Origin of the sequence: Vibrio sp. TBV020, from assembly GCF_046056895.1 — a bacterium.
Lineage (GTDB): Bacteria > Pseudomonadota > Gammaproteobacteria > Enterobacterales > Vibrionaceae > Vibrio.
Map to the genome: position 1 here is coordinate 157,431 of NZ_JBEEAQ010000001.1, position 16,351 is coordinate 173,781.

The 16,351-nt window shown below is 43.0% G+C and carries 15 protein-coding genes; 8 read left to right on the forward strand and 7 right to left on the reverse strand.

Annotated elements, in window-relative coordinates:
- Positions 1–27 precede the first annotated feature (27 nt).
- Genes AAFX28_RS00670 through AAFX28_RS00680 form a run of 3 tightly spaced genes read left to right on the forward strand, consistent with a single transcriptional unit; the run spans position 28 to position 1,241 of the window.
- Positions 28–483 carry a nitrate reductase cytochrome c-type subunit gene (locus tag AAFX28_RS00670; protein WP_408684716.1) on the forward strand — a complete coding sequence of 152 codons (456 nt, stop codon included), beginning with the start codon at positions 28–30 and terminating at the stop codon, positions 481–483.
- A 28-nt stretch (positions 484–511) separates the two neighbouring features.
- Positions 512–1,090 (forward strand): NapC/NirT family cytochrome c, encoded by a 579-nt coding sequence (locus AAFX28_RS00675; protein ID WP_408684718.1) that lies wholly within the window; start codon positions 512–514, stop codon positions 1,088–1,090.
- A 13-nt stretch (positions 1,091–1,103) separates the two neighbouring features.
- Positions 1,104–1,241, forward strand: a complete 138-nt coding sequence (locus tag AAFX28_RS00680; protein ID WP_408684720.1) for a TIGR02808 family protein — start codon at positions 1,104–1,106, stop codon at positions 1,239–1,241.
- 112 nt (positions 1,242–1,353) lie between these two features.
- On the opposite strand, the gene galE is transcribed toward AAFX28_RS00680, so the two are convergent.
- The 4 genes from galE to AAFX28_RS00700 form a co-directional block, all read right to left on the reverse strand.
- Positions 1,354–2,370 (reverse strand): UDP-glucose 4-epimerase GalE, encoded by a 1,017-nt coding sequence (gene galE, locus AAFX28_RS00685; protein WP_408684721.1) that lies wholly within the window; start codon positions 2,368–2,370, stop codon positions 1,354–1,356.
- A gap of 84 nt (positions 2,371–2,454) precedes the next feature.
- Positions 2,455–4,422, reverse strand: a complete 1,968-nt coding sequence (locus AAFX28_RS00690) for a diguanylate cyclase (RefSeq protein ID WP_408684723.1) — start codon at positions 4,420–4,422, stop codon at positions 2,455–2,457.
- The gene (locus tag AAFX28_RS00695; RefSeq protein ID WP_408684725.1) at positions 4,422–4,916 is read right to left on the reverse strand and encodes a YfiR family protein; all 495 of its coding nucleotides are present in this window, start codon (positions 4,914–4,916) and stop codon (positions 4,422–4,424) included. Before AAFX28_RS00695 ends, AAFX28_RS00690 begins: the two co-directional genes overlap by 1 nt.
- A complete protein-coding gene (locus AAFX28_RS00700) occupies positions 4,906–6,930 on the reverse strand; it encodes a TonB-dependent receptor plug domain-containing protein (RefSeq protein WP_408684726.1) in 2,025 nt (674 codons plus the stop codon). The genes AAFX28_RS00695 and AAFX28_RS00700 overlap by 11 nt, the downstream gene beginning before the upstream one ends.
- A 169-nt stretch (positions 6,931–7,099) precedes the next feature.
- Here AAFX28_RS00700 and AAFX28_RS00705 point away from each other — a divergent pair, with 169 nt between their 5' ends.
- The 3 genes from AAFX28_RS00705 to AAFX28_RS00715 are packed head-to-tail and all read left to right on the forward strand — an operon-like array spanning position 7,100 to position 9,488.
- On the forward strand, positions 7,100–7,855 hold the full coding sequence (locus AAFX28_RS00705) for a 5-oxoprolinase subunit PxpA (RefSeq protein WP_408684728.1): 756 nt from the start codon (positions 7,100–7,102) through the stop codon (positions 7,853–7,855).
- Positions 7,852–8,559, forward strand: a complete 708-nt coding sequence (locus AAFX28_RS00710) for a 5-oxoprolinase subunit B family protein (protein WP_408684730.1) — start codon at positions 7,852–7,854, stop codon at positions 8,557–8,559. The genes AAFX28_RS00705 and AAFX28_RS00710 overlap by 4 nt, the downstream gene beginning before the upstream one ends.
- A complete protein-coding gene (locus AAFX28_RS00715; protein WP_408684732.1) occupies positions 8,556–9,488 on the forward strand; it encodes a biotin-dependent carboxyltransferase family protein in 933 nt (310 codons plus the stop codon). Before AAFX28_RS00710 ends, AAFX28_RS00715 begins: the two co-directional genes overlap by 4 nt.
- Before the next feature lie 48 nt (positions 9,489–9,536).
- Here the strand turns inward: AAFX28_RS00715 and AAFX28_RS00720 are convergent, their stop codons facing one another.
- The 3 genes from AAFX28_RS00720 to AAFX28_RS00730 all read right to left on the reverse strand — a co-directional run bounded on the left by AAFX28_RS00720 (position 9,537) and on the right by AAFX28_RS00730 (position 14,385).
- Entirely contained in the window at positions 9,537–10,982 is a 1,446-nt protein-coding gene (locus AAFX28_RS00720) for an FAD-dependent oxidoreductase (RefSeq protein WP_408686787.1), read from the reverse strand.
- Positions 10,983–11,269: 287 nt separating this feature from the next.
- On the reverse strand, positions 11,270–13,711 hold the full coding sequence (locus tag AAFX28_RS00725; RefSeq protein WP_408684733.1) for an ABC transporter permease: 2,442 nt from the start codon (positions 13,709–13,711) through the stop codon (positions 11,270–11,272).
- A complete protein-coding gene (locus AAFX28_RS00730; RefSeq protein ID WP_408684735.1) occupies positions 13,711–14,385 on the reverse strand; it encodes an ABC transporter ATP-binding protein in 675 nt (224 codons plus the stop codon). The genes AAFX28_RS00725 and AAFX28_RS00730 overlap by 1 nt, the downstream gene beginning before the upstream one ends.
- On the opposite strand from AAFX28_RS00730, the gene tesA reads away from it, so the two are divergent.
- Positions 14,384–14,983 (forward strand): multifunctional acyl-CoA thioesterase I/protease I/lysophospholipase L1, encoded by a 600-nt coding sequence (gene tesA / locus AAFX28_RS00735; protein ID WP_408684737.1) that lies wholly within the window; start codon positions 14,384–14,386, stop codon positions 14,981–14,983. The two genes, AAFX28_RS00730 and tesA, sit on opposite strands and share 2 nt — an antisense overlap.
- Positions 14,984–15,056: 73 nt before the next feature.
- Complete coding sequence (fabV, locus tag AAFX28_RS00740) at positions 15,057–16,241, forward strand: enoyl-ACP reductase FabV (RefSeq protein ID WP_408684739.1); 1,185 nt, start codon at positions 15,057–15,059, stop codon at positions 16,239–16,241.
- The last annotated feature ends 110 nt before the right edge of the window (positions 16,242–16,351 follow it).

Consider the following 16,351-nt stretch of genomic DNA (forward strand, 5'->3'; position numbering starts at 1 on the left):
ATTTGGCCATTAGGCGGAGAATTAATAATGAAAAAATTTCTAATTGCACTGTTATCTGTTGGTGCTCTTATCAGCGGCGTTGCTGTTGCTGAAATCGAAAATCCTGGCGGCATCGGTGGTCTTGAATCTCTACGTGGCGCAAGTGAGCTAGAAACAACCCGCGCTGCAGACGACTTTAAAAAGTACCCTCGTGAACAAGTACTAGATAGTAGCTTTGTTTATCAGCCACCACTGGTTCCACATAACATTCGTAGCTACGAAGTTTCTTTGAATGCGAACAAATGTCTTGCTTGTCATAGCTGGAAAAACGCAAAAGAGATGGGCGCGACTAAGATCAGTGTAACTCACTATGTAAACCGTGAAGATGCTGTACTTGCTGACGTTTCACCTCGTCGTTACTTCTGTCTTCAGTGTCACGTTCCTCAAGCAAATGCAAAACCGCTTGTTGAAAATGAATACAAGAGTGTAGATGCGCTTAAATAAGCACACGTGAGTAAATAAGAGGCTACCTATGAAATTATTGAAAGCGTTTTGGAAGAGACTAGCAAGTCCAAGTAAAGCTGCCGTTGGCGTAGTTTTATTTATGGGTTTTGCCGGTGGTCTTCTGTTCTGGGGCGCATTTAACACAGGTATGGAAGCAACCAACACAGAAGAGTTCTGTTCTGGCTGTCACGCACCTATCGTTGAAGAGATCCAAGAGACGATTCACTACTCTAACCGCTCTGGTGTTCGTGCCATCTGTTCTGACTGTCACGTTCCGCATGAGTGGACAGATAAGATCGTTCGTAAAGTTCAAGCATCAAAAGAGCTATACGCTCATTTCATTGCTAAAACAATTGATACACCAGAGAAATTTAAAGAGCGTAGAGCTCACCTAGCAGAGCGTGAATGGGCTCGCTTGAAGAAGAACGATTCATTGGAGTGTCGTAACTGTCACCAATTTGAGTTTATGGACTTCTCAGAGCAAAGCACGCGCAGCGCTAAGCAACACTCTACTGCCCTTGCATCTGGTGAGAAGACTTGTGTAGATTGTCACAAAGGTATCGCACACAAACTGCCAGACATGCATGGCGTTGAAGGCTGGCAATAGGGAGCCCTGAATAATGAGTACTTTAGAATCCGTTATTTGGCATATCCTTGGCTATGGAGCTATGCCTTTCATTATCCTATCTGGCTTTGCGGCGGTAGCAGCAGTCTCTGTTTGGCTATTGTCACTGGGTAAAGATAAAGAGGTTGATTAATTTCCATTTATAATGGTACTCAACCACGCTGACACAATTTTGCCTATTTTGTATCAAGCGTAAAAAAGCCACCGCACATGCGGTGGCTTTCTTTATTTATCGAACGTGAAGTTTACGCTTCTGGATAGCCTTGAGGGTTGTTCGCCTGCCAACGCCAAGTATCTGCGGTCATCTCTTCTAGTGAGCGTGTCGCTTTCCAATCTAGTTCATTCATTGCCTTAGCCGGGTCTGCCCAACATTCTGCAATATCACCAGGTCGACGTTCAACGATCTTAAATGGCACCTCTTTGCCTGAAGCCGCCTCGAACGCTTTCACCATTTCTAGTACGCTAGAACCATTACCTGTCCCAAGGTTATAGATATGAAGCCCGTCTTTACGCCCAACTTTTTGCAGAGCAGCAATATGGCCATCAGATAAGTCCATAACATGGATATAGTCTCGTACACCTGTGCCATCTGGCGTTGGGTAATCATTACCAAATACCGATAGGAATTCTCGACGTCCTACTGCTACTTGGGAAACAAATGGCATCAGGTTATTAGGAATACCTTGAGGATCTTCACCTAGTTCACCAGTCGGGTGAGAACCAACAGGATTAAAGTAGCGCAGAAGAGTAATGCTCCAATCAGGATTCGCTTTATGGAAGTCAGTTAAACACTCCTCTACCATAAGCTTACTGCGGCCATAGGGATTAGTTGCGCTGGTTGGGAAATCTTCTGTAATAGGAACAGATGCAGGGTCACCATATACTGTCGCAGAAGAAGAAAAGACAAGAGATTTCACGCCGACTTCACGCATCGCATCAACAAGAACCAATGTACCGTTGACATTATTATCATAGTATTCAAGCGGTTTTTCGACCGACTCTCCTACTGCTTTCAAGCCAGCAAAATGGATAACAGCTTCGATACTATGTGTTCGCAGAGCGTTTTTAAGAAGTGCTTTGTCGCGAATATCACCTTCAATAAAATGCGGACGTACTCCAGAAACTTTTTCAATTCGATCCAGAACTGTAGACTTGCTGTTGTACAAGTTATCGAAAATTACAGGTGTCATCCCTGCTTCAATCATTTGAATGCATGTATGGCTACCGATATAGCCCATACCGCCTGTTACTAGAACATTCATATTGCTAACCTTTTGAAAACGTTGTCCATATAATAGAGAACTCACACCACAAAACATAGGACATATTTGAGACTGTAAGCAAAGTTAGCAATGATTGATTACATATCTACCTTTACCACTTGTTTTCGCCTGATACATTGCTGTGTCCGCAGCTTTGAGCCATTGATCTAAATCTTCGGTCATATCATCAGAGTAATGAACACCCACACTAGCCCCAACTCTTAATACTCGGCCTCTGTAAACGATATCCTGCTGGATAACTTCAATGAGCTGCTCAGCGACGACTGAAACTTTTTCAACCGTTGTGCTTGTTGAGAGTACGACGAACTCATCGCCAGATAAACGAGCAACTAAATCTTGGCTAGCAAACATCCCTAGCAGCCTTTCTGCCACTTGTTTTAAGACTTCATCGCCAGCATCGTGCCCATAAGTATCGTTGACACCTTTAAAACCATCTAGATCAAGATACAACAATGCTATGCCGTCTGTAGAATTGCGCTCATTTGTTAAGGTTTCATCTAGCACTCGATAAAGCTTCGCGCGATTAGCCAATCCGGTTAAAGAATCATGGTGCGCCAGATATTCAAGCCTCTCCATCTCTTTTAAATTAGACAAGTCAGAGAGAATATAGACATAGTCATGACTATTGATACCTTCTGCACTTACAATGCGTGATACTTTAACAAACATTGGCACTTTATGGCCTTGCGAGTGTTTTTCCCAGATTTCCCCTTGCCATTGACCGTAGTTCACAACCGACTCTTTGATCGTTGGTATGAGAGAATAAAACTGCTGCCACTCAAATGAGTCTTCTGCTTTCTTGCCAAGTAACGCCTCTTGAGGGTAGCCAAGTAAGCGTGTCACAGCAGGATTAACCATGGTAATAATGTCGTTTTCGTCAGTAACCATCAAACCATCTTGGCTGTTTTCAAACACACCAGCGGCTAGGCGTTGACGTCTTAGAGCTGCTTCAACTTCTGTGACATCTTGAATAGCAAATAAAACCTGCCCTACTTTACTTAACTTTGTCGAACTAATATTGAGCAATTGGTGTTGTTTGAAGACGTCCATTACCCAAACTTGTTTGTCTGTAAACTCGGTGCTGCTGTTTATCGCATCGGAAATAACTGAAGATTCACTCTCATTGACGATGTCCACCAGCTTAGCCCCTTTTAGAAAGGCTGTGGTACATCTGAAGACATCACAGGTGGCAGGATTAAAGTGGATAATTTCACCTCGAGAATTCACCACGATTAACGCGTGTTTTACCGTTTCTACCACTTCATTAGCGAATGACTTTTCTTCTTCTAACTTATCGAGAGTGAACGCCACCTGTTGCTCTCGTTGTTTTAATCGGTCAAGCATAGTATTGAATGCTTTAACCAATGCACCAATTTCGTCATTAGCGGCAGGAAGAATGTTTATCGTAGTTTGTTTGCGATCGATAAAAGATCTCATACCGATGTTTAGGTTGTATACGGGTCCCAAAATGTACTTTTGAACCGTCATATATAGCACTACACCAGCAACAGCAAGGAGGACAAAAAATACTAAGCTATTCATCAGTGCATTGGTGTAGAGGTTTTGGAATGATGCTTTTGAGATGGTCACTCGTAGATTGGCGATGACTTCATTTTCAACTTCTACTGGAACAAGCAGGAAGATATATTCCCCACCGATGGAATAACGCTTCTTCGTAATCTCTTCCCTCTGATGTTCGGTAGGAACAGGAGCGACTGACCCCTCTCTTTCGTACATTGCAAACAATTGGCCATCTGATGTGTAGAGTTTTACTCGGAAGACTTCTTCGTCAGCAGAAAATGCATCGAGAACTTCGGTTGCACTAAGACTATCGCTAAACAAAATAGCTGCCTGAAGATTATAAGCCACCCCTTTTGCCAGAACGCCAACACGGTTAATAAGGTTTTCTTTCTGAGTTTCAAATGAGTTAAAGAAAGCATAACTTTGAGATACGATGAATATCATCCCTGTGAACGCAATGATCGGTACGATCAGCTTACTCTTTAAAGAGAGGTCAGATAAAAGCTTCATTAATTATCTCCCTCTACTATAGCCACACGTAGAAAGTTCGACGAAATTTGATAACCTTCAATATTATCCAAATTTACTCTGGGTTTAATCTTCCCTTGCCTCTCTACTAATTCAATCGCGCCACCATGTGTGGTAAAGCGCTCCATTCCCCCAATTGTTACTGTCGAGTCGGATTGCTCGTCTAACAAGGACAAGTTATCTGTTTGACTAATAAACAAGACATGACAATCAGCGTTAACAACATTTAGAGGTTTGTTCCTAACTTGCTTCCCTTCAGTTATATGAGCGAGCAGCTTTTCAATTTTAGAGTCATCAGCAACGCATATATTGATACCCTGCATTTCAGACTCATTGTCCCAATGGATGAATGTCACGATTCGATATAAATAAACGGCTTTTACTTGTTCAGGAGTATATTTTGCGACAGCTTGAGTCGGCATTCCCAGCAAAATTAAAAGTGCGAGTAATCCGCCCCATCTTCTATCAATAAGCATAGCTAACCCTTACTGATACATTCTGCTCTTGTTTATAGCCGCTATACGCCTCTTCGTAGTACCCCTCCTTTTCTCCCACATTCTTCACTAGTAATTCAAGGAGTGGTGCTGAATGTGTTTGTTGCCAACCTAAACGCATATCCATTGCTAAAAAGTTATCTACTTCCGATTCATTGCCGTAATCGATAGATTGAGCGCGTAACACCATATCGAATTCAAACTGTTCATTGATATTCCAAAGGCTTTGGAGAGATGCAATGTGTTGTGAGTCAATGGAGTAATGATCGTCGTCACTTCCATCACTTGAACTGTTTTGCTCCCAATTTTGATCCATCACCAAAAAGCTATAAGCACTGTATAGCTTAAATTGTTCTGTAACATTCCAGTGAGCCGCAATTTCGATACCATAAGAGTCCACTAAATAGTCATAACTGGATTGATATAAGTCTACTTGGTCGTGATTTGGTGGACGACCTACATACTCAAGCCCTACGATATTGTCATACTGACTATAAAAAACAGTACTATCGAGTTCGAATTGATCGGAGAGGTATCGATATCCCACTTCATACGTAACAACACTTTCTATCTCTTCTGATTCACTTGGCATTGAGAAACGATAGAAATACTCATAATCCGTTGTACAGTCCACATTCGATGGGCAATAAGTGCCCGTCGAAATAAACGACGAGTTAGTATCCATATACGATGGAGCGATCGCACTGCGACCGACGCCGGCCCAGAGGCTCTGCTGTTCAGAAAAGTCATAAATCACCCTAGCTTGAGGTGATAACTCGACTTGATCATTTTGTTCAAAGTATTCAGCTTTAACCCCGACGACCGTCGTCAAACGATTCGTCCATGCAGCTTCATGTTGAAGGAAACCATTAACAATACTGTCTGAGGCGGAGTCTATGTTATATAGCCTTATATAATAGTGAGTATCGTCAAAATCGTAACCACTGAGCTGGTGATAAAAGTCAATATGAATAAAGCGATAGCCACCACCATAGGTCAGTTTGTGCTCCTCGTTTAGCTCTGTGATGAAGTTCGCTTCGGCATCGACTGTTAGATACTTTCCTGGTGCGTCATAAGCACCATCATGGTTCTGCTGAAACCAAAGGCGATAGCTACTTTCTGTATTGTCAGAAACTTGGTATGACTTATCGTATTGAGCGTAATATGAATAACTATCAATTTCTTCAGTCTCTGAACGTATGTCCGTATGTGAGCCGTTTTGATATGTGACCTTATAGATATCTTCTTCAAAGCTGGCTTGCTCTCCACCAACCCGAATGCTCCAATCATCTGTTTTTTCAAATACCATACCGGCAAGGTGCGTATTCCATCGGCTAGGGTCACTGACTGGGTTACGCTTAACCGATTTGTATTTGTAAAAAGCTCGAGCATAAACATCATCATTTACTTCAAAGCCTTGACGAACACCGAGGCTATACGCCCCATACTGCTCATAAGTTGACGAGACTAAACCGCCTTGAGTGTCTTTCGCCGATTTCGTAACAATGTTGATCACACCATTTTCAGCATTTCCACCCCAGATTGTTCCCGCCGGGCCACGCAGCACTTCTATTCGTTCGATATCTTCAAGTAAGTAATCTATATCAGCCCAGTAAACGCCACCATAGACAGGGCTATATAGGCTTCGGCCGTCTTGTAAAACAAGCATTTTATTGAATAAACCGCCATGGAACCCTCGACTCGATACCATGGGTTCTGCCGCCGAGAAGTTACTCACTCTAAGCCCTGGAACTAACGCTAAAGCTTCTGCGATAGTTTTTGCCCCGCTACGTTTAATACGTTCACCATCTAGCACATAAACCGCTGCCGGAATATCAGTCAGCTTTTGAGAAAACTTTGAAGCTGTCTCCATCGTGACATCAAGCATGGAAAGTTCTTCTAAACTCATAGACATAAGATCTGTAAGCTCATCACTAGCCTGAGAGGAAAAACAATAAAATGTGATGATCGAAGAAAGTAGCGTTCTTTTGAGCATATAAAGGCCCGTTATATTAGGTAGCTCTATTATTTCATTTATCATTACCAATTAACATACAGGACGCTGTGTTTTTATTATTTGTTAATCAAATGATGAATCTGATCACTGTTTGGATTTCCTAATTGAAACATGTTACTAGACAACTCAAAGTGCGGAGCAATACTTGATGAGAAAACAGTCGACTTATTTGAATTGTGATATGGGTGAAAGCTTTGGCACATGGAAAATGGGAAACGATTCTGCGGTCATGCCACACATCGACATGGCGAATATTGCCTGCGGTTTCCACGCATCTGATCCAATCATAATGAACGAAACCATAAGACTCGCTCTCGCCCACGATGTGAAGATCGGTGCTCACCCAAGCTATCCCGATCTGCAAGGCTTTGGGCGACGCAGTATTGCTATGGCCCCTGATGAAATTACGGCAATGCTTATCTACCAAATCGGCGCACTAAAAGCTTTGTGTGAAAGCCACAATACCGAAGTGACTTATGTAAAGCCTCACGGGGCACTATATAACGATATGCAGGTAGATTTGGCAGTATTTGAAGCCGTAGTTGACGCCGTTTCTAGCTTTGATTTACCCCTGATGACGTTGGCAATTACTGATAATCAAGCTTTGCTCGATATCGCAGATAGATACAGCGTACCGCTATTGTTTGAAGCATTTGCAGATCGTCGTTATCAAGCGAATGGGCTTTTAGCGCCTCGGGGCATGCCCGGCTCAGTGATTCATGGTCGAGATGATCTACTTAGCCAAGTTCAACAAATTGTCCGCTATAACAAAGTTCGTACTATTGATGGTTTCCTAATCCCACTTGAAGCCGATACGATTTGTGTTCATGGGGACAATGAAGGGAGTATTAAGCTTATTCAAGACATACGTAAATTGATTGAAGCAGAGGAACTTAGTGAATGAAGATAGCTACTTCCATTGACCCGGTCGCGGAATGTTCCATCCTAATTAAATTTCATAGCGAACCTTCTGAGCACTTATCATGGGTTATTGGCCAGGTTGCCCATTACCTTGGTAACCAGCTTGGCCCATGGGTTATGAATGTCACTCCATCTTTTACCACCATTTTGATCGACTATCTGCCCCATCGCATTTCTATATTTGAGTTTGTACCTTACTTAGAACACCTAGTCACTGAAGCAGTCAAAGCTCTACCAGAGCATCATTCACCGACTACGATCGAGTTACCTATCTATTACGATGTTTCTGTTGGTCCTGATTTGGTGTTATACCAAAAACAAGGTTTGGATATTAATAACGTAATTCAAACTCACCACAATCAAATTTATACAGTTGGCGCGATCGGCTTTACCGCCGGCTTTGCCTTTCTAACCGACGTTGATGAAAACATTCAGTTACCACGTCGAGACAGTCCACGTGTAACCTTACCTAAAGGTAGTGTAGGTATTGCGAACAATCAGACTGCTATCTATCCGTGTGAGAGTCCTGGTGGCTGGAACATTATTGGGAACTGCCCCATTGATTTATATGACCCTACTAAGTCACCTCTTTCACCGTTTTCAATTGGCAATCAAGTAAAGTTCTACCCTATCAGTCTCGAAGAATTCCAACAGTTAGGTGGGACAGTTCTGGAGGGCTGGCAATGAGCAACACGCACTATATAGAAGTTATCAAACCCGGTCAGCAGACACTAATACAAGACTTTGGCCGTTATGGTTTTGCACATATCGGGATTGCTCAAGGTGGCCCTGTCGATGATTACGCCTACAGTTGGGCAAACCACCTTTTAGGCAATTCAATTAACGCTGCGACACTAGAAGTCACACTTGGACAGGCAGAGTTTTTGTGTCATGCCTCTTGTGAATTAGCCATTGCTGGTGGCGATCTCAATGCTCGATTAGATGGAAAGTCGATTGAGAACTGGTCGACCTTTCGAGCGTTAAAAGGACAACGAATAACCTTTGGCTTACCAAAAAATGGGCTAAGGGCTTATCTAGCAGTCAAAGGCGGCTTTGCTATTGCCCCCCAGCTTGGAAGCGTCGCGACAGTTACAAGAGATAAACTTGGCGGATTAAGCCAAGGTCACCCACTCGCACTCGGCGATGTCCTCAATTTCACTCCACATAAGCTTTCGCCTCAAACCAAACAAATGACATTCCGCTATAAGCCAGATTATAACTTGCCGTTAGAGTTAAGACTTATTGAGGGGTACCAGGTCGATGAATTCGACAGAGACCAAGTCAATTTGCTCTATAAACATGAATTCGAAGTCAGCCAACTTATCAATCGCATGGGCTATAGACTTACCGGAAATGCAATACAAGGTCCTAACAAGGAATATCTAAGTGAAGGTATTGCCTTAGGTGCTGTACAAGTCCCACCTAATGGCGAGCCGATAATTTTACTTAATGATCGACAGACAATAGGCGGTTATCCAAAAGTCGGATGTATTGCCAGAATTGATCTACCAAGATTAGCTCAAGCTAAGCCTGGTCAGAAAGTACGCTTTGTAAAAGGGGATCTACTCGGTTTGCAAGATGTTTGGAGCCAATGGGCACGCTTTTTCGGCTATTGACTTCAAATAAGTTGAGGTAACACAATGTTGAGGTGGTTGTTACCACCTCTATTCGTTTTCACCATAATAGCGTGCCAGCATCTCGGGATAACCACGCTCTAATGCTAGCTCTTTCGCTTTTTGTTCAATGTCTTTCATCGTAAGGGACATACTGACTGGATGAAGTTGCTCTATCGACTGTTCTTTATAATCATATAGTCCCCACTCTTCGACTAACTTTATCGCAGCTTCTAACGCAGATGAACCTTTGACTACTTCAACACGAGCGTAATACTCACCTTCGAAAGTGACATCAGCAGCGCGCAAGGTATCATCCTTGCCGGGGATTTGCTGCGCGCCAAATAGAGGCGTTCCAAATTCATGAGCGCTCGCGTAGGCCGGAACGAATCGTGACATATGTTCAATCGCTCTACGACTGCGCTCAACGATAACATCCTCATCCCAACCTTTCTTGATTTTCTTAATCAGGCGGTTCGGCAACGCAGGTTGAGAGGATTTTTCTCCTGAAGCAACAAGACCATCTTCAAATAGAGTGATGTCTTTTGTCATGCCGTGCAATTGGAAAATTCCATCAGGATAAGGCGTCAATTGAGCCATACCATTTGGGGTACCTCTTGGTCCATGAAAGATCACTTCCGGCCATTGTTCCCCACAAGATTCCCACTGAGTCACGTAAGCCGCTTTAAATTCAACCAACCTTTCACGTGGTTTCTTCACTAAGTCATCAATCGAACCCGTTTCGTAACCACAAGCATTAACTAAGTAGTCGACTTCAATAACCTTGCTATTGCCATCGCTGTTTGAATATTCGATTTTCCAGCCATGCTCAGTTTCTTCCACACCGACAACTTCGGTATTGGTCAGTAACTCACAATTAGGAATGTTTTCTAACGCTAACGTCGCAGATGCCGCAATACGGAAAACACTCCACCCATGTTCTTGTACAGCAACAACGGGAAATTTTAACCCGTCAAGGTCAGCATGCTTTGCGAAAGGAATCATCCACTCATCAATGGTCTTGGGGTTTGCTGGCTGAGGTTGAGTTGCTAAAAGGTCGAGTTCTTCACGGCTATAGAAGCAATAATAGTCGTTGGGTTCACCCAATACTCTATTCGCCTCATCTTCATCTACAAGTTCTGCATAGCACTTCTGAATAGTGATAAGACGTTCATAGAGCTCTTCCGGACTGCCACCATCGGTATAGGGAACGGCAATCACAGTGGGTCTGTGGTTAATCGTCTTTGGATATAGCCTAACCGTGTCGATAGATTGCTTTAACAGTTCAATACATTGGTCAGTATCGATTTCTCTGTACAAATTTCCACCAGCATGTAAATGACAGATTGGTGGTCCACTAACCAGCCCAGTTCCTTTTTCAATAAGAGTAACGTTGAGGCCGAGTTCGGCGATGTGAAGAGCAGCCGTCGCGCCTGCGATACCACCACCAATAATGGCGAGCTTTGGTTTAAGTGATTTGTCGTTATGAGATTGCATTAATGTGGCTAATTCATTCATTCTCAGAACATTTTACTGTTTCTGTTCGACGATTAAAATCACATTTTTTGCAGGGTGAATTGACAGAAAATCGCGGTAAAAAAAATGAAAAAAGTGCTTGACTGAGAATTTGTGATTTCTGAATAAATCACCACTGTGAATAACAGAACTCGCCAACGCTTTTATAAACTAGGGCTTGCCGCCGATTAAAGTTATCTACAGGCCTAGTTATCCCAAACTTTATCCACCGTTTTTGTGGATAACTGAACTTCTAGGCCTGTGGATTTCTAACTAAATGCTTTATTTACAGGGGTTAACAGCCGTTTTATCAAACTGTTCACAACTAAAGCAAGTGTGAAAAACGTGCCAGTAGGCAACAGAATCCAGAGTAAACCATGTAGATTTGGGGTCAGCTCAAATCCATACAGCATAATAGCGCCTACAACTAACTCTGAGCCTATTATTGCAATAAAACTCGCTACCAATGACATTAAACCATATTCAGCCCATATGGTTTGTTGGACGCGTTTTTTACTCGCTCCCAAAGTGCGATAAAGCTGAATCTCATCTTGTCTTTGCCCTAAACTCAAACGCAACAGAGTAAAGATCAGAAGTAAACCCGATAGTACCCCTATGCCTGCCAGCAAAGTGATAGACCAAACGATCTGCGACAATAATTCTTGAATCTTAGCCCCCATCACTCTGATATCCATCAAACTAACTGTAGGATGTTGTCTTGATAAAGAGTTAAGGACCGCGTCATTACTCTCTTCTACTTTAAAGCTAACCAGATAGGTCGCTGGAATCTCAGCAAGTACATCTGGTGTAAATATGAAATAGAAGTTCGGCTTCATGTCTCTCCATTCAACTGCCCTTATTGAATTCACTTTGGCAGTGACTTCTTGACTATTGATCACAAAGCTAAGCTCATCGCCCACTGCTAATCCCAGATCACGAGCGACATCTGCTTCAACCGAAACGCCATTGTTTGAGGTCCAGTCACCGCTAATGATTTCATTATGAGTTGGATTAGCATCAGCAAATGTAAAGTTAATCTCTCGTCTTAATGCGTCTGAGCCTTCTTCACCCTGAGCCTGAGACTTTGCATCTTGCCCGTTAATATTGACCAGACGACCTCTTATTATTGGGTAAGCTTCTGAGCGAGCAATTTGATTATCATCAAGTACTTTTAGATAGACGTCTTTTTCATACGGCGCAATATTCAGTGCAAATGCGTTTGGCGCATCCGCTGGTAAAGTTCTTTGCCAATCAGTTAGCAAATCTGTTCGTACCAACCACATGGTTGACAACAGCATTAACGAAAGCGCCAATGCACCAAACTGGATTCCTGTCGCAGAGACCGAGCGGTTTATGCGACTTAGCGCTAACTTAAAGGCAGTACTTAACGGCACTTTAGATAATGAACGTGTAATCAAAACGCTTATAACTGCTAAGACGATAAACAGTGCAACCATCCCTCCCAATACAATCCAAACAAACAGATTGTCATAGTAGGCAAAAAGCATAGGAATGATCGGCACTAACAATAGCGCAAAACGTTTGCGACTAACTTTGCTTGATTCACCGTCCTGCATAACGTTTACCGCACTAACATTAGTCAGCCCGATTAACGGAATGCCCAGCGCTGGTACCGCAATTAGAATACTGGTTCCAATCGCTACCATTGCAGGTTTAACACCGTAACTTGGCAGTGGATTTGGTAAAAGATCGACCAATGGGATTCTTAGCAGAAACTCAAGTAAAACGCCCAGAGCAAGTCCAACAGCAATTGCGGTAACAAGCAAAATCATCACTTGGGTTATCAGCCATCGTGTCACCCAAGCTTTACTTGCGCCAAGGCTCTTTAGCATTGCAATGGTTTTTCGTCTTGTTGCTACATAGTGCTGACAGGTAAGCACCAGAGTCGTCGCAGCCATAATCACGACGATAGCAACGGTTAAAGACAGGTATTGCTCTGTTCGCTGGAAAACTTCATTGGTTCGGCTCGCGCTATTTTGGTCACGCCACCTTTCGCTCGGTGTTAACTCTACATTGCTTTTCAACTGTTCGATAACGTCAGTATCGCCATTGATGAAAACGCTATAACGAACTCGGCTTCCGAGCTGAATTGCGCCTGTTTTGTCTAAATCACTGCTATGTATAAACGCCGAAGGCATTTGCTGGAAAGGATTAAAACTTAAGCCCGGCTCTTCTAATATTCTGCCAGATACAACAAAGTCAGCGTCACCGACAGTGATTGCATCCCCTACAGTCACATCGAGTTGATTGAACAGACGCTCATCAAGCCATAGCTCCCCAGGACGCACTTTACTAAATGATTCTTGGTCATTGCTAAGGCGCATCTCACCTTGTAATGGGTATAAGTCATCAACCGCTTTGATAGTAATGAGCTTCATCCCATTATCACTGAATGCCATGGTCGCAAAACGGGTTTGCGTAGAATGAGTGAGCGAATAGGAGTCAATCAACTGAGTGAATGATGCATCAATTGGATTCGCAGACACGTAAACCGTATCTGCAGTTAATGCTTCCTTACCTTGCTTAACGACGACTTGCTCCATACGCTCTGCTAACGCCGTCAATGCAAATATACAAGCGATAATCAAGACAAGAGCAATTGCTACTGGCCACAACTGTCCTTGTCTAATTTCACTCAAACTCCATCGAATAAAACGCTTGTTTAGCTCTGCCTTCCCTTGAACAGCCATTATGACTCCTCCAATTGCCCAGCTTTCATTGTGAAGATACGATCACAACGTTGAGCTAAGTTTTGATCATGAGTCACCAGAACTAATGTCGTTCCATGTTGTTTGTTTAGATCAAATAGAAGCTTGATAACATTACTTGCTGTCTGTTGGTCTAGGTTGCCCGTGGGTTCATCAGCAAAAAGTACCTTCGGCTCTATCATAAACGCTCGGGCTAAGGCGACTCGCTGCTGTTCCCCACCTGAAAGTTGTGTTGGTGCGTGGTTAATGCGATTTGCCAATCCAACCGACTCTAGCAACTCAGTCGCTCGTTGTTTATTTTCGGCTTCGCCTTTTAATAAACACGGTAATGTCACGTTATCTAGAGCGGTCAAACTTGGGATCAATAGAAAGCTCTGGAAGACAAAACCAACAGATTCGCTTCGTATCGCCGCCCTCTCTTCATCATCAAGCGTGTGAAGTTTTTGCCCAAGAAGATCCACTTCACCACTAGTCGGTGTATCAAGCCCCGCTAGCAAAGTCATCAATGTTGACTTACCAGCACCTGAAGTACCTACAATCGCGACGCTTTCACCTTCTTTTATATCTAGATTCACGTTATCAAGGATTGTTAATTGTTCCTGATTAGTAGAGACTACTTTAGACAATGAGTCTGCTTTAATTACGGATGTTTGCATGTTTCGACGACTTTCCTTTCTACTTTTAATTTTTGTTTTTAATCCTGCATACAGTAAAACACTGATGGTTTTCGGCGATAGCCTGAGCGCCGGCTATCAAATGCCGATCGCTGAAGCTTGGCCTTCCCTGCTCCCCGCTGATCTAGAAAGTAAGGGACAAGCTATTACTGTGGTAAATGCGAGTATTTCTGGAGACACTACAGGTAACGGATTAGCACGCCTACCTAATCTTCTCACTCAACATCAACCTGACTATGTTTTGATTGAGCTTGGAGCCAACGACGGCCTGCGTGGTTTCCCTCCTAGCCTTATTCAAAACAATTTAACACAGATCATACGTATGATTAGAGAATCAGGTGCAGATCCTTTGTTAATGCAAATTCATGTTTTACCTAATTACGGTAAACGCTATACAGAAGCCTTTTCTCAAGTCTATCCAACGGTTGCTCAATCCCTTGATACTCCTTTGCTTCCATTCTTCCTTGAAGGCGTAATCATAAAGCCAGAATGGATGATGAGTGATGGCCTGCATCCAAAACCTCAAGCACAGCCGTGGATATCTAACTTCGTAGCTGAACAGTTAATTAATCACCTCTAATTGCCCTAGCTCAATAAACTTTACAAAGCTTTACGCTAACTTAATTCGTACGCTTTGTTATAAAGGATTAACTATGATTATTGAATCGGTAATAGATGGTGTTGTAGCACGTACCGCTCATCCACTCGGATGTAAAGAAGCGGTACGACAGCAGATAGAATACGTTAAGTCATCTCAACAAATTGTCGATGGTCCTAAGCGTGTTCTCATCATTGGTGGTTCTTCAGGGTTTGGGCTTGCATCACGTATTGCTCTCACATTCGGTGGTTCAAACGCCGACACCATTAGCGTTTCTTACGAAAAAGGACCTTCAGAGAAAGGGGTCGGCACCGCGGGTTTCTACAACAATCATTACTTTAAGAAGTTTGCAGAGCAACATGGACGAACTGCAATTAACATTCAAGGTGATGCTTTTTCGCCAGAAGTAAAAGCCCAAGTCGTTGAAGCTATAGAGACCTACTTCGAAGGTGAAGTCGATCTTATTGTCTATAGCTTAGCAAGTGGCGTACGTCATGAAGATGGAAACGTCTGGCGCTCTGCCATTAAGCCAATTGGTGATTCGGTCACAGGTGCGACACTTGTCTTGGAAACTGACCAATGGCAAGACACGACTCTAACGCCTGCAACACCTGATGAGATTGAAGCCACAGTTAAAGTTATGGGTGGAGCCGATTGGGAGCAGTGGATCGATACTCTAATCAATTCAGAGTCCATCGCGACAGGGTGTCAAACCATCGCGTTTTCCTATATTGGTCCTTGTGTTACACACCCTATATATCTAGAAGGTACACTAGGCGCAGCTAAAGCAGATTTGCATCAAACCAGCCATGCTTTGAACCTTAAACTCGCCAATTTTGATGGCGGTGCCTACGCGACTGTCTGTAAAGCATTGGTGACCAAAGCGAGCGCTTATATTCCAGGATTTAGTCCTTATATCACTGCGTTATTCAAAGTGATGAAAGAGAAAGGGACGCACGAAGGCTGTATCGAGCAAATGCAACGCTTGTTCACAACGAAGCTTTACAATGTTGACAACGTTCCGGTGGATAATCAGCGTCTAATTCGGATTGATAACTTTGAGCTCGCACCAAATACTCAAAGAGAAGTGTCTGCCCTTCTAGAGCAACTTGACGAATCAAACTTTAAACAACTTGCAGATTATGCTGGATTCAAGCAAGAGTTTCTTAATCTAAATGGTTTTGGGTTCGACAATGTGGATTATAGTAACAAAGTAAATATTGATGAGTTTATAAAATAAAGGTATCTGATTTTAAAAGAATGTCTCATTAATGATACAACCAACTGACTAAAGCCCCTATGCACACGCTAGGGGTTTTTTTTATCCTTTTGCTCATGCATCCTTAACCC